This window comes from Mesobacillus sp., from assembly GCF_057785455.1.
On the sequence record NZ_JBYNSB010000050.1, the window covers coordinates 46,963 to 65,247 of the forward strand.

The window sequence follows — 18,285 nt, forward strand, 5'->3', positions numbered from 1 at the left end:
ATAGTTTTGAATGGCCGTGTTTTTATCATCGGGCTTGGTTTAATCGGAGGTTCACTGGCACTTTGTATAAAAGAAGAACATCCACGATCTACAGTAATTGGTTTTGATATGGATGAACAGCAAATCAAGCTGGCCCAGATGTTAAAGGTTATTGATTACGCTGCTATATCGATTGAAGCTGGAGCGAAGGAAGCGGATCTAATCATTATCGCAACCCCGGTGGCGGCAGCATCCATGGTACTGGAAACCCTCGAGGCTATCCCTCTGAAGGAGGGTGTGATCATTACAGACACAGGAAGTACAAAAGGGGCGATTGCCGCTAAGGCAGCCTGCCTTACGGAAAGGGGCATTACTTTTATAGGGGGACATCCGATGGCTGGCTCCCATAAAAGCGGGGTCGCAGCGGCCAGGAGGCTTTTATTCGAGAATGCCTTTTACCTTTTGACTCCTGCTTCTGAGGCCGGGATTGGCGCTGCAGATGAGCTGGAGGATTGGCTTAAAGGCACGAAAGCAAAATTCCTGCATGTATCTCCGGAGGAACATGATTATCTTACCGGGGTTATCAGCCACTTCCCCCATATCATTGCTGCATCCCTTGTTCACCAGGCGGCAAGGGCTGAACAAGGGAATACTCTTATCACGCGGCTCGCGGCAGGCGGATTTAGAGATATCACACGAATTGCTTCAAGCAATCCAAAAATGTGGAGGGATATCCTGCTTCAGAACAGGTCAACCCTCCTTGATCTTTTGGAAGAATGGCAGTTTGAGATGGACCGTGTTAAACAACTGCTAAGTGCAGGCAAAGAGCTAGAGATTTATGATTACTTTGATCGTGCGAAGAAATTTCGGGATGGCTTGCCTGCAGGAAATAAAGGAGCCATACCCAGCTTTTATGATTTATTTGTTGATGTTCCGGATTATCCTGGAGTCGTTTCTGAAATTACGGGTTACCTTGCAGAAGAAAAGATCAGCATTACCAATATCCGCATCCTGGAAACAAGGGAAGATATATACGGGGTGCTGGTAATCAGTTTTCAGACACCTGAAGACCGGACCCGCGCTGAAAAGTGCATCCAAAACAGGACCGACTACGGAACCTCTGTCGCAGAGTAATAAAAGGGAGTGTGAGTATGTCAGTTAAGAAGCTTATGACAAATACAGCACCATTGAAAGGTGAAATCAAGGTGCCGGGAGACAAATCCATTTCCCATAGAGCCGTCATGTTTGGCTCAATTGCCAAAGGGGTCACACAAGTGGAAAATTTCCTGCCAGGTGCCGATTGCTTAAGCACCATTTCCTGCTTTAAGAAGTTAGGGGTCAATATCGACCAAAATGAAAGTTCAGTAACGATTTATGGGGAAGGCTTCGAAGGCCTTAAACAACCTGCTGAGACTCTTTATGTAGGCAACTCAGGAACGACAATCAGGCTGATGATGGGGATTCTAAGCGGCCTTGCCTTTGAGACCGAGCTTGAAGGAGATGAATCTATTGCCAGGCGTCCGATGACCAGAGTCACTCTCCCGCTGACATTGATGGGTGCGGATATAACTGGAAGAAATAATGGAGAGTTTACACCGCTGACTGTAAAAGGGAAAAAACTAAGCGGAATTACATATGAATTGCCTGTTGCAAGCGCCCAGGTGAAATCGGCAGTATTGTTGGCAGGCCTTCAGGCAGAAGGCGAAACAACAGTCATGGAACCAGTCAAAACAAGGGACCATACTGAACGGATGATCAGGCAATTCGGGGGCATTGTGGAACATCAGGGTGACAAAGTTAAAGTTAACGGCGGCCAGGAGCTTACGGCAGCAAATATCAAGGTTCCTGGTGATATTTCTTCAGCTGCATTCTTTCTTGCAGCAGGGTCAATCATCCCTGGCAGTGATATCCTTCTGAAAAATGTCGGATTGAATCCTACAAGGACCGGTATTATCGATGTCTTAAGGGAGATGGGGGCGGATCTTACAATAGAACAGCTTGACGAAGGGTCAGCAGAGCCGTCTGGTGATATTAGAATTCGATATTCAAATCTGAAGGGAACAATTGTTGAAGGTGACCTGATTCCAAGGCTGATTGATGAAATTCCGATCATTGCCTTGCTGGCTACCCAGGCAAATGGCAGGACAATCATCAAGGATGCTGCGGAATTAAAGGTGAAGGAAACGAACCGTATAGATACAGTTGTAAAAGAACTTGCTAAGCTGGGTGCAAAGATTGAAGCTACAGAGGATGGTATGATCATTGACGGAACAGCCTTACTGAATGGCGGAATTGTTTCTGCTCATGGTGACCATAGGATTGGTATGATGCTGGCAATCGCTGCCCTTATTTCAAAGGAAGAAGTCAGCTTAGAGGAAAGTGACTCGGTGGCAGTATCCTACCCTGATTTCTTTAATGACCTTTATTCATTAATCTAGATGAAATTTTAAAAATGAATAATTACCGAGGCCAGTACCAATGATCAGGCTGGCCTCTTTTGTTTTTATATCAGTTTGAACATCCTAAGTATATTCTCAGGAATCATGCATAGTTTGTCATATGACCGTTAAAGGAGTGGTTGTATGACCTATATTATTGAGAATGTCCATCTTTTGAAGGGACAAGCCAGGCTGGATACCAGTCTGCTCGTTGATGGCGGCCGTATCCTGGCTTCCAGGCCAGCGTTTCATCAATATAAATATATGCGGATGGATTCAGATCCTTATGTTATGACCCCTACCCACGTCCTCTATGTTCCTGGCTTTCCAATGACGCTTACATTTAAGGAAAGAAAAGACTACTATCTGAAAAAATTCCTGTGGCGCGGCAGCACTTTAGTAGTAACCACTGTCAGGATTCAATTTGAGAGAGAGCTTGAACAAAAATTGAAACAGGTCAAGGATGACTTCATAGACAGTCCCATTGATTATGTAATATGTATCAGCATTCCTCCCCGTCTCTTAATACCTTCATTTATCAGGAAGTGCAAACGGGCGAAGGTTCCGGCTATCTTTTTGGAAATTATGGACATGGACGAGCTTGAAAGGATTCCGTGGGGATGGGTGAAGGAGGCTTTATTCCCTTATAATAGCCCTCTCATTCCGATCTTCCCTGAAACAAAAAATAAAAAAGGAAAAACAGCTATGCTTCAGCTCTGGAGCGAGAAGATGAACAAAGAACGCGTCCCTGCAATCCATACTGATTTAGCGGAATTATGCCCAATATCAAGGCAGGTGTTAAAACAAATCGGCATTTTTCCCAATAAATCGAATTTACACAGCGGGGGAGAGCTCAGTTATAATTTATACTATAGAAATTCTGAGACTGCCTTGTTTGATGAAGTCGGATTGTTCACAGAACAATCTCATAATCTGGCCGTAACCGTTAATAAAGGTATAGTCATCCGTGCCGGCGGTGAGGTTTATTATCGTCCAGGCAAGGGAGAGAATGTTATAATAAACACACCTGGATTTTTTACAGATAATTACTAAAGAAAGCTCATCGAATTGGTTGGAGCTTCAAATAAGAGAATAGGATGATCTTTAATGGCGGGAATTAATGAAATAACAGCTTTGATTGAAAATGGGCAGCTTGAAAAAGCAATGGATGAATACAGACATATCCTAGGAAACGGAAGCGATGAGGAGAAATTCCTTTTATCAGAAGAACTTTTTCGCTTTGGGTTCATGGAGGAAACGGAAGAACTGATTGCCAGCCTCTTGAAAAATTACCCCGATGAAGGCGAACTGCTTGTAGTACTGGCAGAGACCCGGATCGAATTAGGGAAAGAGGAAGAGGCCATCCTCGCACTCGAAAAGGTGAAAGCCGATGACCCGGCATTCCCACAAGCACTGCTTCTGCTTGCTGACATCTACCAAATGGAAGGACTATATGAAGTAAGTGAAAATAAACTGCTTGAAGCAAAACGGCTGCTCCCGGATGAAACTGTCATCGACTTTGCCCTTGGCGAATTGTATGCTCATCAAGGCAAACTGGCGGAGGCCATCCAATGTTACGAACCCGTTCTGAGAAGACATGAAGAACTTGGCGGGGTCAATATTAACCAGAGAATGGCTGAAGCTCTCAGTGCGGGAGGTTCGTTTGAAGAGGCCCTGGAGTACTACGAAAAAGCAATCAATCAGAAATTGGAAATAAATACACTGTTCGGGTTTGCTTTTACAGCACTTCAGGCTGGCTATAATAAAACAGCGATCGAGAAGTTTGAAGAGTTAAAAGCGTTGGATCCTGAATATCATTCTCTCTATATGTATCTGGCTAAGGCATATGAACGGGAAGAATTGCTGCAGGAAGCTTTTGAAACGGTCAAACTGGGAATTGAGCAGGATGAATTCAATAAGGATCTTTATTTCTATGGCGGGAAATTGGCGCTGAAGCTTGCCGATGAGGATGCTTCTGAAAAATTGATTCGGGAAGCGATAGCACTTGACCCGGGCTTTACTGAGGGAGTGCTTGTACTGAACAAGCTTTTGCTTAAGCAGGAGCGTTATGATGATGTATTGGAACTTATTCGTGCAGCAGACCTGAACGAGGAAGAAGAACCGCAGCTTTTATGGGATGAAGCCGTAGCCCATCAGCATAATGAAGAATTTTCACAGGCATTAAACAAATACCATACAGCATATACTTTCTTTAAAGACAACAAAGAATTTTTATCAGATTACGGATATTTTTTAATTGAAGAAGGAAAAATGGCCGACGCTGCCGAAATTTTTAGTAAGTTAGTTGAGAAAGAACCAGGCAATGAAGAATTCCGTGAATTGCTCGAGCGCTTAACGGAGAATCAGTAATCTTTTAAAAATCTGAGTTATGCAGAGGAGGGATTCAAAAATGACAACCCCTGTATCTGTCAACGAGAAAAAGGATTTCATCCGCTGGTTTTTAAACCATTACCAGCTTAAAAGGCGGGAATGCGTTTGGATCCTAAATTACTTGATGAGCCACGACCAGCTGATGGAAAAGGTCCATTTTGTTGAGAATGCACAGTACTGTCCACGGGGATTGGTGATGTCGACCCATTGCGTTGATGAAGTGCCATTCAGGTTCTTTAAAGAGAATGTAATGACGACAGATGCAGAGAAGTCTTTCCATGATATTCGTTTGAACAGGGAAGAAGAAATCTACATCCAGCTGAATTTCCATGCTTCTAACAAAGCTCATCAATTTGCAGCGGTGCTGGAAGACAATCCTTATATGCCGGGACAGCTTCAAATCAGCGAAAGTGATAAAATCGTCGCTGAACGTTTCCTTGAGGAAAGCATCCAGAAGTTCCAGAAGGATAAACTGCTTAACCTGATTGATGAGGCACTGGACAGTCAGGATCAGGCAGCATTCGAACATCTTACAGAAAAATTAAAAAGATTAGGTGCAGTCAATTTATAATAGCTTGCTTATATAGCAGGCTTTTTATTTTGCCCATTTCCCCGCAGGAGCAAAGCGACGAGGAGGCTCAGTGCCAACCCAAGAAGAAATTGCTTAATTCTTCAGCGGAAAGCGGAGCACCTGGAATGAAAATCAACAGCCTTGTTTAATAAGTAATTAATGATTGTGCGCAATAAAATGAACAGAGATTTTTTTGAAATATTTTTTCAGACAATTCCCAAACCATTCGTAAACACCTGTCAATAATGGTAATATGAAAAATGGATATTACGAATGATGGAGTTGGTTTTATGAAATGGGTTGCTGCAGATATAGATATGTATCAAAAGGCTGCCGAATATGTTGACACCGCTATCATCCCGCTGTTGCCTGTCACTTTTGGCGAAGAGATGAAGCAAAGTGCCTCGATGGCTGAATTTATTGGCATCCTCACGGCACAGCTGGAAAAACAGTTTAAGGGACGCATCTTCCTTATGCCTGGATTGGTGTATGAAAAAGGGGCAGCCGGAAACCTGGAGATGCTGCTGGACTGGGAGAGAATTTTATTGGACAAGCAGTTTAAACACGTATTCTTTGTAACATCAGACAGCAGCTGGAGACAATATGAAAACCAGGCTGCCGGCACGATTTTATGGCTGCCATCACTGCCGCTTGAGCATATGGATGAGCAGCAGAAGGTATCAATCGTCGATGATCAGGTGAAACAGTTATTATCGCTGTTTACAGAGAAATGGCAGCAGGAAGAAAAGCAGGGTTAGGTTTGTCACTGCGAAAAATGTTTTCAACATAGTATTATATTGATTTTGTAATCAGATTGATATATCATGGTTATGTCCTAGTTTTAAAATGTGTTTAAATTATGTCCGTTGGGGACTTAACTTGGAAATAGAGGGGGGAATAGCGTGAGTAAGCATCGTGTTTCAAGACGTCAATTCTTAAACTATACTCTTACAGGTGTAGGCGGTTTCATGGCTGCAGGGATGCTGATGCCAATGGTTCGTTTTGCAGTTGATCCTGTACTAAAAGGAGAAGATGCAGGTGATTTTATTGCGACTCCTTTGAAAATCGCAGACATCACAGCTGAACCGCAAAAAGTCAATTTTAAATTCACTCAAAAAGATGCATGGTATGAATCAGAAGAAACAGGAACTGCATGGGTGTTCAAAAATGAACAAGGTAAGATTGTTGCCCTGTCTCCAGTATGTAAGCACCTTGGCTGTGTTGTTGACTGGAATACTGACAAGAGCAATCCAAACCAGTTCTTCTGTCCTTGCCACTATGGCCGTTACGAAAAAGATGGCACAAACGTGCCAGGTACACCACCGTTGGCACCATTGGATGTCTATCCAACAAAAGAAAAAGACGGGTTCCTTTATGTAGGAAAAGCCGAACCACGAAAGGGGGCGTAATCTTTGTTAAACAAAATTTACGATTGGGTAGATGAGCGTTTAGATATTACGCCTTTGTGGCGCGATATCGCAGACCATGAGGTACCTGAGCATGTTAACCCGGCGCACCACTTTTCAGCGTTCGTGTATTGCTTTGGCGGTCTGACGTTTTTCATCACTGTTATTCAGATTCTATCCGGTATGTTCCTGACTATGTATTATGTTCCGGACATCAAAAACGCATGGGAATCTGTTTATTATCTTCAAAATCAAGTTGCTTTTGGACAAATTGTCCGCGGTATGCATCACTGGGGTGCGAGCCTTGTCATCGTTATGATGTTCTTACATACGCTTCGCGTTTTCTTCCAGGGCGCTTATAAGAAACCTCGTGAATTGAACTGGGTTGTCGGAGTTTTAATTTTCTTCGTCATGCTTGCTCTTGGATTAACAGGATACCTGCTTCCATGGGATATGAAAGCATTGTTCGCAACGAAGGTAACATTGCAGATTGCAGAAGCGGTTCCTTTGATCGGGCCATATATCAAGATTCTGCTTTCCGGTCACTCAACGATTGTTGGTGCCCAGACCTTGACTCGTTTCTTTGCGATCCACGTATTCTTCCTGCCTGCTGCTTTACTAGGCTTGATGGGAGCGCACTTCCTAATGATTCGTAAGCAAGGTATTTCTGGTCCATTGTAAAATTTTATTGATCAGGTTGGTCGGAATGATTTCCGTTCAACCATACGGAAAAAGGAGGGGATTGCTCGATGCATCGTGGTAAAGGTATGAAGTTCGTAGGTGATTCACGTGTCCCTGCAGAACGCAAGCCTAATATTCCGAAAGATTATTCGGAATACCCTGGCAAAACGGAAGCGTTTTGGCCTAACTTCCTGTTAAAGGAATGGATGGTCGGTGCTGTTTTCCTAATCGGATTCTTGAGCTTGACAATTGCTCACCCGTCTCCGCTTGAGAGGATTGCAGACCCTACTGATACAGCTTATATTCCATTGCCAGACTGGTATTTCTTATTTTTATATCAATTGCTTAAATATTCTTATGCTTCAGGTCCTTATACGGTTATTGGTGCTATGGTAATTCCAGGTCTTGCTTTTGGAGGGCTGTTGCTTGCTCCATTTATTGACCGCGGCCCTGAACGCCGGCCGTCAAAGCGTCCTTTGGCAACTGGATTCATGCTCCTTGCACTTGCTTCAGTCTTCTACTTGACATGGGAATCAGTCGCGACTCATGACTGGGAAGCAGCAAAGAAGCAAGGTGCTATATCTGATGTTGAAATTGACAAAAACTCAGATGGATACAAAATTGCCCAGGCGCAAACTTGTACTTCTTGCCATGGCGGCGAGCTTGCCGGAGGTGCAGCAGCTCCAAGCTTGGCAGAAACAAAGCTGAGCGCTGAAGAAATCGCTGAAGTCGCTAAGAATGGTAAAGGCGCAATGCCTGCAGTCTTCAAGGGAACAGACGAAGAACTGAAGACTCTTTCTGAATTTATCGATGGTTTAAGTGAATAATATTAAGAGCCTGCAGGAAATCCTGCAGGCTCTTTTTCTATTTTATTTTGGCTATTTTCGCAAAGATTGTTGCCTTCATCAATGTTGAATTTAATATCCTGTTGATTGTAGTGGAAGGCGCGCAGACTCCTTCGGGATGCAGCGGGACAGGTGAGACCTAGGTAGAAATGAACCGCAAGAAGGTTCATTTTACCCCGGTAGAAATGGCCCGAAAGAAGGGGCCAATTTACCCCGCAGGAGCGCAGCGACGAGGAGGCTCACCGCACGCCCCAGGAAGAATTTGCTCTTGAAAAAGCCGGCAGTTGGGCTTTTTCATAATTCTTCAGAGGAAAGCGAAGCGCCTGGAACGGAAATCAACAGCGTTTTACTACAAAGCCTTTTAAAAAAACATAGGGTTACTTTTTAGAAAATGGGAGTTCTCTTTCAAATATATATAGAATAGCAACAAAGTATGAGAAAAGAGCATTTATTTTCTTTCAAACCAGTAACGGTTTTTATTGTGGTGAAAACCGTTAGCAGCAGTGTCAGCAAGCAAGCGGAGCAAATATAAGAAATTTACTTAATGCACGATTGGTTTCTTAAGGATAAACTGTAATAATAGAAATAGAAAACTTTGGAATGGAGAGAAATAATGTTTAAGAGACTTTATCCGTTACTTGGGAATAAATCTGTATTATGGCTATTATTTTGGGTAAATGTATTAGGTACTGCCTATGGTTATTATTGGTACAAGTGGCAGCTGGCCGATACCCCTCCTGAATTTCTGCTGTTTGTCCCTGACAGCCCTACAGCCAGCCTGTTTTTTGTATTCGTGCTCGCTGCGTTCCTGCTCGGGAGGAACTGGCCATTGATGGAGGCACTTGCCATTGTCAGTCTTTTTAAATATGGCATTTGGGCAGTTGTAATGAACTTGCTCGTCTATGTTGTTTCAGGACAGCTGGATTGGATCGGGCTGATGCTGATGGGTTCCCATTTTGCCATGGCTGTCGAAGGAGTGCTATATGCCCCTTTCTACCGGATGAAGGCATGGCACCTCATCGTCGCGGCTATCGTTGTATTGCACAATGAAATCATTGACTATGTGTTTGACATGATGCCAAGGTACCATTCACTAGATTTATACATGGACCAAATTGGCTATTTCACATTCTGGCTCAGCATTGTTTCTATTGGGATTGGATATTATTTCGGCCTTCGCCCAAAAAGGTTTTCATTGCCAATAAAAACATTCAGATAAGTCCTCATTTGTGGTCTAACCTTGTCCACTCTCTCATACATTTTTAATAGTATTTAGAGGGGGGACAGGAATGAAAGCGAAAATTCTCTTATTATTTTCGGCGCTGCTGCTGTTTGTACCGATAACAGCATTTGCTGAACCAACGTCACCTGTGGAAGAACTTAATGAAATATCCGATGAAGCCTTGCAAATGGCCAAGCTTCATCGTTATGAAGATGCAAACAGGCTGCTAAAGCATTTTTCAGAAGAGTTTCTGACTATTACAGGAAACGGTCGTCCATTCTCAATGGATGAGCTTAGAATTATCACAGTGGCCCACGATGAAGCAGTTGAAGCAGTGGCAAATCCGGATATCGGCCACAATGAGAGGATCAACAGGGTTACAAAATTCAGGCTTGCCATAGATGCGATTGCTTCGACACACCAGCCATTATGGGCTGAAATGGAAGGGCCGATCATGACAGTCTTCAACAATGTGAAAACGGCGGCCTATGAGGGCAATAATGATCAGTTCCATTCCAATCTTAATGCATTCCTTTCCTTATATAATGTCATACATCCGAGCATGAAAATAGATATTAACCCTGAACGGATCCAGGAAATAGATGCTAAAGTAAGCTTTATTGACCAGTATCGTCCGCAGGTGCTATCAGAGGCTTCCAGCCAGGAAGAATTGGAGGCGCTTGAAACTGATTTGCAGACGATATTTGATGAAATGACAGAGGACGAAGCAGATCCATCCCTATGGTGGGTAATGATTTCTACTGGAAGCATCATAATCCTTACATTGTCTTATGTGGGTTGGAGAAAATACAAAGGTGATCATGAGAAGTCGAAGAATGTCCAAAAAGAGCGCAAAAATTGACACCGCATACCAGCATTTATAAAATATAACTAACATCATGAGCTTTTAGGAGGTTCTATATGTACCTAATCTACTTTGCGATTATCATCCTGATCCCGCTATGGGCTCAATTCAGAGTAAAGGGAACATACAAAAAGTATTCAAAGGTAGCATCATCTTCGCATCTTACAGGAGCAGAGGTAGCACGGAAGATCTTGGATGACAATGGATTATATAATGTAGGGGTAGAAGAAACTAGAGGGTATTTAAGTGACCACTATGATCCGCGTTCAAAGGTCGTCAGGCTGTCCTCTCAAAACTTCTTTGGACATTCTGTTGCTGCCGCTGCAATTGCGGCCCATGAGGTCGGCCATGCAATCCAGGATGCACAGGACTACTCATTCCTGCGCTTCCGCCATGCACTGGTTCCTGTCGCCAATCTGGGCTCTAATTTTTCCTGGGTTTTGATTATGATTGGAATTTTCGCTAATTTAAGCGGAATGCTCCTGCTGGGTATTTTATTTATGGCGGCTGCTGTTGTCTTCCAAGTCGTCACGCTCCCAGTAGAGTTTAATGCTTCTAATCGAGCGATGGACCAGGTTGTTTCAGCTGGAATCATCAGGAACGATGAGGAAAGAGAAACAAGGAAGGTCCTCAATGCAGCTGCTTTGACATACGTAGCGGCTGCTGCGGTTGCTGTACTTGAACTTCTTCGCCTCGTATTGATTTATACGGGCATGACTCGAGATGAATAAAAAATCCGGACAAAATTTGTCCGGATTTTTTATTTGCTAATGGGAGAATCTCAGAAAAACCTATTGCTGCCTTTAATTATCTCTCCAATGGAAGCTTGTTTTCATCAAGGGTAAAACCTTCGCCAAGTACGTCATGGACGACTGTAACTGAAACAAATGCGTGAGGGTCTACGGAATTCACTACATTTTTCAAGCGGACGATTTCATTCTTCCCTACAACACAATAAAGAACATTTCTCTCGGTTTTTGTATATGAACCAACAGCCTTTAGGCTTGTAACACCCCTGTCCATATCTTTCATGATTTTTGTGGCAATCTCGTCATTTCTGTCAGAGATGATCATTGCACCGCGGGCAGCGTAGGCCCCTTCCTGCATGAAATCAATGACTCTCGCTCCTACGAAAACAACCACTAGCGTATACATGGCTTCGCGGTAATTCAAGTATGTAATCAGTGACAGGGTTATGACACCAAAGTCGAACATGAACATGGTACGGCCCATTGTCCAGCCAAAATATTTTTGGGCGAGCCTTGCAATGATATCCACTCCGCCTGTTGTGCCCCCATAACGGAAAATAATTCCCAGTCCGATTCCAATGAAAACCCCTGCGAACAGGGCTGCAAGAAATAAATCCTCATACAATGGCATTTCTATCTGGTATTTCTGAAATATAGCCAGAAAGACAGAAACACCTACTGTTCCAATGATTGTATAAAGAAATACGCTCCGGCCTAGAAGTTTCCAGCCGATAAAGAAAAGCGGCAGGTTCAAGAGCAGGTTCGTGATGGATGGAGACCAGCCAAAAACGAAATAAAGAAGGAGCGTGATACCTGTAAACCCGCCTTCTGCAAGGTTGTTTTGCATATTGAAATGGACGAGGCCGAATGAAAATATGGCTGAACCAAGCAATATGAAAAAGATATTTTTAATTCTCAATCCAAAAATCAAGATGGTACCTCCTAATAGTAAGCTAAATCAAGCTGTCAAAGCGATTTTATTATATAAAATATACAGCACAAGGGCAATCTTTTACAGGGGAGGCATTTTATTGTAGATTCCATAGGCACCACAATCCTATAAAAGTGACATAAAAACCTTGAAGATGATTTTATTAACATTTTTATTAGAGTGAAGGCGGTGAATCTCCCCTGAGTGGCTGCAGTCGAACTAAAACTGTCTCAGAAGAGGCTTTTTCATGATTCTCCTGCAAGGCATAGCGCATGGGCCGGCAATAAACAGCCTGAATAAAATATTTGTCAAAGGCCCTTCATTAGGCTAACATCGAAATAGAAACCATACATAATAGAGGCAAGGTGATTTTCTTGAGCGAGCAAAAAACAGTTAAAGACCTCCAGGAGGAAGTCGATCAATATATCAGCCAATTTAAGGAAGGCTACTTCAGCCCTCTTGCGTTAATGGCAAGAATGACAGAAGAGCTTGGTGAGCTAGCCCGTGAAGTGAACCATTATTATGGGGAAAAGCCCAAAAAGCATGATGAAGAGGAAAAAACGATTGAGGAAGAGCTTGGAGATATGCTGTTTGTAATGATTTGTTTCGCGAACTCTTTGAACATCGACCTCCAGGAAGCACATGACAGAGTCATGGCTAAATTCAATACTAGGGACAAGGACCGTTGGACACGGAAAGACAGTTAAAGGAGCTAATATAAATGGAAAAAGTAAAGATTGTCATTGCAGGCCCGCGCGGAAGAATGGGAAAGGAAGCAGTCCAGCTTGTTTTGAATACACAGGAATATGAACTTGCAGGTGTAGTGGACAGAAAATATGAAGGCATGAAGCTCGGGGAAGTAGAAGGTTTTCCAGAAAGTGATGCAGTTATTTACACAGATTTTGAAAAATGCCTTCAGGAAGTTGAGCCTGATGTTCTGATTGACTTAACCACACCTGAAGTAGGGATGTACCACACAAGAACCGCACTAAAATATAAAGTTAGGCCAGTCGTTGGAACAACTGGTTTTTCAAAGGAAGATTTAAAGGAACTTGAACAATTATGTTCTGAACAGGAAACAGGCTGTATAATTGCACCGAACTTCGCGGTCGGCGCAGTCCTGATGATGAAATTTTCGCAAATGGCTGCCAAATATTTCAGTGATGTGGAAATTATTGAACTGCACCATGATCAGAAGCTTGATGCCCCATCCGGGACTGCTGTCAAAACAGCTCAAATGATCGCTGAGGTCAGGGAATCGAAAACACAGGGCCATCCTGACGAGAAAGAAACACTGCAGGGGGCACGCGGGGCAGACTTTGAAGGAATGCACATCCATTCTGTAAGGCTGCCAGGACTGATTGCCCATCAACAGGTCTTGTTTGGCGCCGACGGACAAACCCTTACAATCCGCCATGACTCATATAATCGAAGTTCATTCATGTCAGGCGTAAAGCTGGCTGTGGATACAGTCATGAAAATGGATTCCTTTGTATATGGATTAGAGAACATTATTGAATAAGGGGAGAAAACGATGAATATTGCCTTGATCGCTCATGATAAAAAGAAAGATGATCTTGTGGGATTTGCAGTGGCATATAAACAGATTTTCGAAAAGCATAATCTGTATGCTACCGGCACTACTGGTTTGAGGATAATGGAGGCTACAGGAATGGATATAGAACGTTTCCAGTCAGGGCCGCTTGGCGGTGATCAGGAAATCGGAGCGCGCATCGCAAACAACCTTATGGATGCGATCTTCTTTTTCCGGGACCCATTGACTGCCCAGCCGCATGAACCTGATGTCACTGCACTTTTAAGGCTATGTGATGTATATTCCGTACCTCTAGCGACTAATATGGGAACAGCGGAAATTCTGATAAAAGGAATCGAGCGTGGTGATCTGGATTGGCGCAATGTAGTTAAAAAGAAGACTGGTGATGAGAATGGAAGCGCAAAAGCTTGATATATTGGCTTTCGGTGCACACGCTGATGATGTAGAAATCGGTATGGGCGGCACGATTGCCAAATTTGCAGAAGAAGGTAAGCTTATTGGAATTTGTGATTTAACAAAAGCAGAAATGTCATCGAACGGCACTGTTGAAACAAGAGCTGAAGAGGCAACGAAAGCTGCTGACTTACTTGGCGTAAAAGTAAGGGAAGTGCTCGGACTCCCTGATAGAGGTTTGTACTTGAAGGATGAATACATAAAAAAAATCGTGGAAGTAATCAGGTTCTACCGACCGGCCATAGTATTTGCCCCTTATTTTGACGACCGTCACCCTGATCATGGCAGCTGTGCACGCCTTGTAGAGGAGGCGGTTTTTTCGGCAGCTGTCAAGAAATACGGGAGCGAAACCGGATTAGAGCCGCACAGACCAACTGCTTTGTATTTTTATATGATCAACGGATTTCATAAGCCAGACTTTGCAATAGACATTTCTGGCCATATGCAGAAAAAAGTCGATGCTCTCAATGCATATGAAAGCCAGTTTCTTAAAGGTTCAGAGACATTTGATACTCCCCTTGTCAACGGCTACATCGAAAGTGTGGAAGCGAGGGAAAGATTATTTGGCAAGGAAGCGGGAGTTCAATATGCTGAAGGCTTTAAGTCTAAAAAACCAATGTTAATCCATCGGGATTTGTTAGGGGAATAAAAATGAAAAAGCTTAAGATTGGCATAACCTGCTATCCTACGGTAGGAGGGTCTGGGGTTGTCGCTACTGAATTAGGCAAACTGCTTGCTGAAAAGGGACATGAAATCCACTTTATTTCCTCCAGCCTGCCTTTTCGCCTGAAAAAAATGTACCACAATATATTCTCACATGAAGTAGAAGTAAATCAATACTCTGTATTCCAGTATCCTCCCTATGATATTGCTCTGGCCAGCAAAATTGCAGAAGTGGCTGTATTGGAAAATCTGGATGTGCTGCATGTCCATTACGCGATTCCACACGCAGTCTGTGCAATCCTCGCAAGGGAAATGAGCGGCAGGGATTTGAAAATCGTTACAACTCTGCATGGGACCGATATTACTGTCTTAGGATATGATCCTTCATTGACTGATGCCATTCGTTTTGGTATTGAAAAATCTGATTATGTTACTGCGGTCTCTAATTCGCTGATCAGCCAGACACATGATCTTATCAAACCAAAAAAGGAAATCGACTGCGTTTATAATTTTATTGACACAAGAGTAAATAAGCGGACAGATTCCAGTAAACTCAGAGAAGAATTTGGCATACTTCCTGAGGAAAAAGTAATTATCCATGTTTCCAACTTCAGGCCAGTTAAAAGAGTTCCAGATGTCATCAAAGCATTTGCAGGTATCCAGGAGCAGATGCCGGCAAAGCTGCTCCTTGTTGGAGATGGTCCGGAGATGAAGGCGGTTTGCAGCCTAGCCGGTGATTTGGGTATCAGGGATAGGGTCCTCCTCCTTGGCAAACAGGAACGTGTCGAGGAATTATACTCCATGAGCGATTTGATGCTGCTGCTATCGGAAAAAGAAAGCTTCGGCCTTGTCGCACTTGAAGCAATGGCTTGCGGCGTTCCTTGTATCGGCACCAAAGTTGGAGGCATTCCAGAAGTGATTGTGGATGGCCAAACGGGCTATATTTGTGAACTGGGAGATATCAAATCCATTACTGAGAAAGCAGCAGAACTGCTGTCAAATCCTAATAAGCACCAGCAGTTCGCGATGAATTCGATCGAACGTGCGGAACAAAAATTCAGTGCGGAACAAATCGTATCTGAATATGAAAATATATACTATAAACTTGTAGGGCAGGATAACTGATGTTAGGCAAACCGTTTATACAGGCAGTTCCAATTCTTGAGCAGATTGAGGATGCGGGTTTCGAAGCTTATTTTGTAGGCGGTTCAGTCAGGGACCATATCCTTGGCAGGGAAATCTCTGATGTTGATATTGCGACCTCTGCATTGCCAGAGGAGATCAAAGAGATTTTCCCTAAAACAACAGATGTTGGTATTGAACATGGGACAATACTCGTCCATTACAAAGGAGTCCCGTATGAAATTACCACATTTCGTTCGGAAACGGGATACACTGATTTCCGGAGACCAGACAAAGTATCATTTATCCGATCGTTAACAGAAGATCTACAGCGCCGCGATTTCACCATGAACGCGATTGCAATGGATAGAGCCGGGAAAATAATCGATCCATTTGGCGGGCAGCATGCTATCCGAAATAAAGTGATTGAGACTGTAGGCAATCCTTATGAACGATTCAGCGAGGATGCCTTAAGGATGCTTAGGGGTGTCAGATTCTTGGCACAGCTTGGTTTTTCTATTGAAGCCAAAACCCTTGATTCTTTGACTGAGCATGCTGAATTGTTGCAGAATATCGCAGTAGAACGCAAGACTGTCGAGTTCGAAAAGGTTCTTCAAGGGAAGAACCGGTCAAAAGCGTTAGACTTGTTAATTTCTACTGGGATATATCAATATTTGCCCGGACTGTCCCCATATAAAGAACAATTAAGTAAAATTTCGCTAAAGCTGTCAATCAATCTAGACTTAAATGAAACCTGGGTGCTGATACTTCATGACTTGGGATTGACGGATAAAGAAACTGACAAATTTTTGAGACAATGGAAGATGCCTGTCCAAAAAATAAAAAATCTGATTTCATTTCATCGTTGGCTTCTTTATAGAAAAGTTCATGAATGGAATGAAGTCTCTGTATATCATGCTGGCCTGGAAGCCGCTTTGAGCTCAGAACGGATTCATATAGTTTTGAATCACGGGGAACAGGCAGGTCTGGCTGCTATAGAGGATTTATACCACGGGCTTTCGATAAAGCATAGGCAGGAATTGAACATTACCGGAAATGACCTAATGGATTTGTTTGGAAGGAAGCCTGGTCCCTGGCTGCGTCAGGTAATTGAAGATATTGAACTGGCTGTATTAAAAATGGAGCTTGTAAACGAGAAGGAGAAAATTAGGGAATGGCTGAGCGGATACAATCTGAAATAAGGAAAAAATTGATCGATGCTTTTACCAATAACGAATCGGAATTTTTATCTGGCCAGCACCTTGCAGAATTAGCAGGATGCAGCCGCACTGCCGTCTGGAAGCATATAGAGGATTTAAGAAGTGAAGGGTTTGAATTTGAGGCTGTCAGGAGAAAAGGTTATAAGATCATATCAATCCCGGAAAAAATGACAGCTGATAAAATCACCCTGGGTTTAAAATCAGAATTCATAGGAAGGCACCTTCACTATCATGACAGTGTGGAATCAACGCAAAAGATCGCCTATAAGCTTGCCTATGAAAATGCTGAGGAAGGCACGGTTGTGATTGCAGAGGAGCAAACAGCGGGCCGTGGAAGGATGGACAGGAAGTGGCATTCACCTAAGTATTCAGGCATATGGATTAGCATCATCCTCCGTCCCCAGCTCCCAATCCCCAAAGCGCCGCAATTGACATTGATTGCTGCTGTTGGCGTGGTACAGGCAATTGAGGAAGTCAGCGGTTTGCTGCCAGAAATAAAATGGCCCAATGATATCTTGATTAACGGCAAGAAAGTGACAGGAATCCTTACCGAACTCCAGGCTGAGGCCGACCGGATCAACTCAATCATCATTGGCATCGGAATCAATGTTAATACTAAACGGGAAGATTTTCCCGAGAACCTGTCGCAAATCGCATCATCGCTTGCAATTGAATCCGGGATGCAGATAGACAGGGAGAAGCTAATTCGTACAATGTTCGAGAAGCTGGAAAGACTCTATATCCTGTATCTGGAGAAGGGATTCTTCCCGATTAAGTTAATGTGGGAAAGCTATGCCGTGAGCATCGGGAAAAGAATTACAGCCCGGACCCTGACAGGGGAAATAAAGGGGAAAGCAACTGGGATAACCGAGGATGGAGTCTTGCTTGTCGAGGATCAGGAAGGTAACGTCCATCACATTTATTCAGCGGATATTGAAATAGATAAATAATTTCGTAAAGTAGCCAAAAAAGCGTGCTTTTGCTATAATCATTCTGGGCGGTATCATATTGAACTGCACCATTGGTCAGATTGAGACAAATAAAATAGTTCTGCCTGGATCCGGTATCGGACTGGGACAGAGGGATGAAACAAGTACATGGCTTCAAAGGGTCCTTCTGGCATAGATGGGTCCTTTTTTAGTGTCCACCACTGATGGATTGTTTTATCTCCTCTTAAAACAAAGGAGGAAACGA

General features: G+C 43.3%; 20 protein-coding genes. 19 read left to right on the forward strand and 1 reads right to left on the reverse strand.

What is annotated here, in order from left to right; genetic code table 11:
- Positions 1 to 6: 6 nt before the first annotated feature.
- The 12 genes from AC3EBE_RS19225 (at position 7) to AC3EBE_RS19280 (ending at position 11,129) form a co-directional block, all read left to right on the forward strand.
- The gene (locus AC3EBE_RS19225; RefSeq protein ID WP_488596647.1) at positions 7 to 1,113 is read left to right on the forward strand and encodes a prephenate dehydrogenase; all 1,107 of its coding nucleotides are present in this window, start codon (positions 7 to 9) and stop codon (positions 1,111 to 1,113) included.
- 17 nt (positions 1,114 to 1,130) lie between these two features.
- Positions 1,131 to 2,417 (forward strand): 3-phosphoshikimate 1-carboxyvinyltransferase, encoded by a 1,287-nt coding sequence (gene aroA / locus AC3EBE_RS19230; protein WP_488596648.1) that lies wholly within the window; start codon positions 1,131 to 1,133, stop codon positions 2,415 to 2,417.
- 144 nt (positions 2,418 to 2,561) lie between these two features.
- Complete coding sequence (locus tag AC3EBE_RS19235) at positions 2,562 to 3,470, forward strand: hypothetical protein (RefSeq protein WP_488596649.1); 909 nt, start codon at positions 2,562 to 2,564, stop codon at positions 3,468 to 3,470.
- Positions 3,471 to 3,524: 54 nt separating this feature from the next.
- Positions 3,525 to 4,787 carry a tetratricopeptide repeat protein gene (locus tag AC3EBE_RS19240; RefSeq protein WP_488596650.1) on the forward strand — a complete coding sequence of 421 codons (1,263 nt, stop codon included), beginning with the start codon at positions 3,525 to 3,527 and terminating at the stop codon, positions 4,785 to 4,787.
- A 40-nt stretch (positions 4,788 to 4,827) separates the two neighbouring features.
- The gene (locus AC3EBE_RS19245) at positions 4,828 to 5,379 is read left to right on the forward strand and encodes a ReoY family proteolytic degradation factor (protein WP_488596651.1); all 552 of its coding nucleotides are present in this window, start codon (positions 4,828 to 4,830) and stop codon (positions 5,377 to 5,379) included.
- A gap of 290 nt (positions 5,380 to 5,669) precedes the next feature.
- On the forward strand, positions 5,670 to 6,137 hold the full coding sequence (locus tag AC3EBE_RS19250) for a YpiF family protein (RefSeq protein ID WP_488596652.1): 468 nt from the start codon (positions 5,670 to 5,672) through the stop codon (positions 6,135 to 6,137).
- A gap of 144 nt (positions 6,138 to 6,281) precedes the next feature.
- Positions 6,282 to 6,788 carry a QcrA and Rieske domain-containing protein gene (locus AC3EBE_RS19255; RefSeq protein ID WP_488596653.1) on the forward strand — a complete coding sequence of 169 codons (507 nt, stop codon included), beginning with the start codon at positions 6,282 to 6,284 and terminating at the stop codon, positions 6,786 to 6,788.
- Positions 6,789 to 6,791: 3 nt separating this feature from the next.
- Positions 6,792 to 7,466, forward strand: a complete 675-nt coding sequence (qcrB, locus tag AC3EBE_RS19260) for a menaquinol-cytochrome c reductase cytochrome b subunit (protein WP_102263395.1) — start codon at positions 6,792 to 6,794, stop codon at positions 7,464 to 7,466.
- 68 nt (positions 7,467 to 7,534) lie between these two features.
- Entirely contained in the window at positions 7,535 to 8,293 is a 759-nt protein-coding gene (locus tag AC3EBE_RS19265) for a c-type cytochrome (RefSeq protein ID WP_488596654.1), read from the forward strand.
- A gap of 631 nt (positions 8,294 to 8,924) precedes the next feature.
- Positions 8,925 to 9,530: a lipoprotein heptaprenylglyceryl N-acetyltransferase LhaT gene (lhaT, locus tag AC3EBE_RS19270; RefSeq protein ID WP_488596655.1), complete on the forward strand. Its 606-nt coding sequence runs from the start codon at positions 8,925 to 8,927 to the stop codon at positions 9,528 to 9,530.
- A gap of 70 nt (positions 9,531 to 9,600) precedes the next feature.
- On the forward strand, positions 9,601 to 10,395 hold the full coding sequence (gene ypjB / locus AC3EBE_RS19275) for a sporulation protein YpjB (protein ID WP_488596656.1): 795 nt from the start codon (positions 9,601 to 9,603) through the stop codon (positions 10,393 to 10,395).
- Between the two features lie 59 nt (positions 10,396 to 10,454).
- Positions 10,455 to 11,129, forward strand: a complete 675-nt coding sequence (locus AC3EBE_RS19280) for a zinc metallopeptidase (RefSeq protein WP_488596657.1) — start codon at positions 10,455 to 10,457, stop codon at positions 11,127 to 11,129.
- A gap of 76 nt (positions 11,130 to 11,205) precedes the next feature.
- On the opposite strand, the gene AC3EBE_RS19285 is transcribed toward AC3EBE_RS19280, so the two are convergent.
- Positions 11,206 to 12,078: a YitT family protein gene (locus AC3EBE_RS19285; protein ID WP_488596658.1), complete on the reverse strand. Its 873-nt coding sequence runs from the start codon at positions 12,076 to 12,078 to the stop codon at positions 11,206 to 11,208.
- 374 nt (positions 12,079 to 12,452) lie between these two features.
- Between AC3EBE_RS19285 and AC3EBE_RS19290 the strand changes: the two genes are divergently transcribed.
- The 7 genes from AC3EBE_RS19290 to AC3EBE_RS19320 are packed head-to-tail and all read left to right on the forward strand — an operon-like array spanning position 12,453 to position 18,041.
- The gene (locus AC3EBE_RS19290) at positions 12,453 to 12,785 is read left to right on the forward strand and encodes a nucleotide pyrophosphohydrolase (RefSeq protein WP_488596659.1); all 333 of its coding nucleotides are present in this window, start codon (positions 12,453 to 12,455) and stop codon (positions 12,783 to 12,785) included.
- A gap of 14 nt (positions 12,786 to 12,799) precedes the next feature.
- Positions 12,800 to 13,600, forward strand: coding sequence for a 4-hydroxy-tetrahydrodipicolinate reductase (dapB, locus tag AC3EBE_RS19295; RefSeq protein ID WP_488596660.1), 801 nt, complete (start codon positions 12,800 to 12,802; stop codon positions 13,598 to 13,600).
- A 12-nt stretch (positions 13,601 to 13,612) separates the two neighbouring features.
- Positions 13,613 to 14,044 (forward strand): methylglyoxal synthase, encoded by a 432-nt coding sequence (gene mgsA, locus AC3EBE_RS19300; RefSeq protein WP_488596661.1) that lies wholly within the window; start codon positions 13,613 to 13,615, stop codon positions 14,042 to 14,044.
- Positions 14,025 to 14,735, forward strand: coding sequence for a bacillithiol biosynthesis deacetylase BshB1 (gene bshB1, locus AC3EBE_RS19305; protein ID WP_488596729.1), 711 nt, complete (start codon positions 14,025 to 14,027; stop codon positions 14,733 to 14,735). The genes mgsA and bshB1 overlap by 20 nt, the downstream gene beginning before the upstream one ends.
- Before the next feature lie 2 nt (positions 14,736 to 14,737).
- Entirely contained in the window at positions 14,738 to 15,874 is a 1,137-nt protein-coding gene (bshA, locus tag AC3EBE_RS19310; protein WP_488596662.1) for an N-acetyl-alpha-D-glucosaminyl L-malate synthase BshA, read from the forward strand.
- Complete coding sequence (locus AC3EBE_RS19315; protein WP_488596663.1) at positions 15,874 to 17,073, forward strand: CCA tRNA nucleotidyltransferase; 1,200 nt, start codon at positions 15,874 to 15,876, stop codon at positions 17,071 to 17,073. Before bshA ends, AC3EBE_RS19315 begins: the two co-directional genes overlap by 1 nt.
- A complete protein-coding gene (locus AC3EBE_RS19320; protein ID WP_488596664.1) occupies positions 17,046 to 18,041 on the forward strand; it encodes a biotin--[acetyl-CoA-carboxylase] ligase in 996 nt (331 codons plus the stop codon). Before AC3EBE_RS19315 ends, AC3EBE_RS19320 begins: the two co-directional genes overlap by 28 nt.
- Positions 18,042 to 18,285 lie beyond the last annotated feature (244 nt).

What these genes read in the sequence shown, in the direction of transcription:
- aroA (WP_488596648.1), top strand. Translation starts at nt 1,131, where the DNA reads ATGTCAGTTAAGAAGCTTATGACAAATACAGCACCATTGAAAGGTGAA.
- AC3EBE_RS19235 (WP_488596649.1), top strand. Translation starts at nt 2,562, where the DNA reads ATGACCTATATTATTGAGAATGTCCATCTTTTGAAGGGACAAGCCAGG.
- AC3EBE_RS19240 (WP_488596650.1), top strand. Translation starts at nt 3,525, where the DNA reads ATGGCGGGAATTAATGAAATAACAGCTTTGATTGAAAATGGGCAGCTT.
- AC3EBE_RS19245 (WP_488596651.1), top strand. Translation starts at nt 4,828, where the DNA reads ATGACAACCCCTGTATCTGTCAACGAGAAAAAGGATTTCATCCGCTGG.
- AC3EBE_RS19250 (WP_488596652.1), top strand. Translation starts at nt 5,670, where the DNA reads ATGAAATGGGTTGCTGCAGATATAGATATGTATCAAAAGGCTGCCGAA.
- AC3EBE_RS19265 (WP_488596654.1), top strand. Translation starts at nt 7,535, where the DNA reads ATGCATCGTGGTAAAGGTATGAAGTTCGTAGGTGATTCACGTGTCCCT.
- lhaT (WP_488596655.1), top strand. Translation starts at nt 8,925, where the DNA reads ATGTTTAAGAGACTTTATCCGTTACTTGGGAATAAATCTGTATTATGG.
- ypjB (WP_488596656.1), top strand. Translation starts at nt 9,601, where the DNA reads ATGAAAGCGAAAATTCTCTTATTATTTTCGGCGCTGCTGCTGTTTGTA.
- AC3EBE_RS19280 (WP_488596657.1), top strand. Translation starts at nt 10,455, where the DNA reads ATGTACCTAATCTACTTTGCGATTATCATCCTGATCCCGCTATGGGCT.
- dapB (WP_488596660.1), top strand. Translation starts at nt 12,800, where the DNA reads ATGGAAAAAGTAAAGATTGTCATTGCAGGCCCGCGCGGAAGAATGGGA.
- mgsA (WP_488596661.1), top strand. Translation starts at nt 13,613, where the DNA reads ATGAATATTGCCTTGATCGCTCATGATAAAAAGAAAGATGATCTTGTG.
- bshB1 (WP_488596729.1), top strand. Translation starts at nt 14,025, where the DNA reads ATGGAAGCGCAAAAGCTTGATATATTGGCTTTCGGTGCACACGCTGAT.
- bshA (WP_488596662.1), top strand. Translation starts at nt 14,738, where the DNA reads ATGAAAAAGCTTAAGATTGGCATAACCTGCTATCCTACGGTAGGAGGG.
- AC3EBE_RS19315 (WP_488596663.1), top strand. Translation starts at nt 15,874, where the DNA reads ATGTTAGGCAAACCGTTTATACAGGCAGTTCCAATTCTTGAGCAGATT.
- AC3EBE_RS19320 (WP_488596664.1), top strand. Translation starts at nt 17,046, where the DNA reads ATGGCTGAGCGGATACAATCTGAAATAAGGAAAAAATTGATCGATGCT.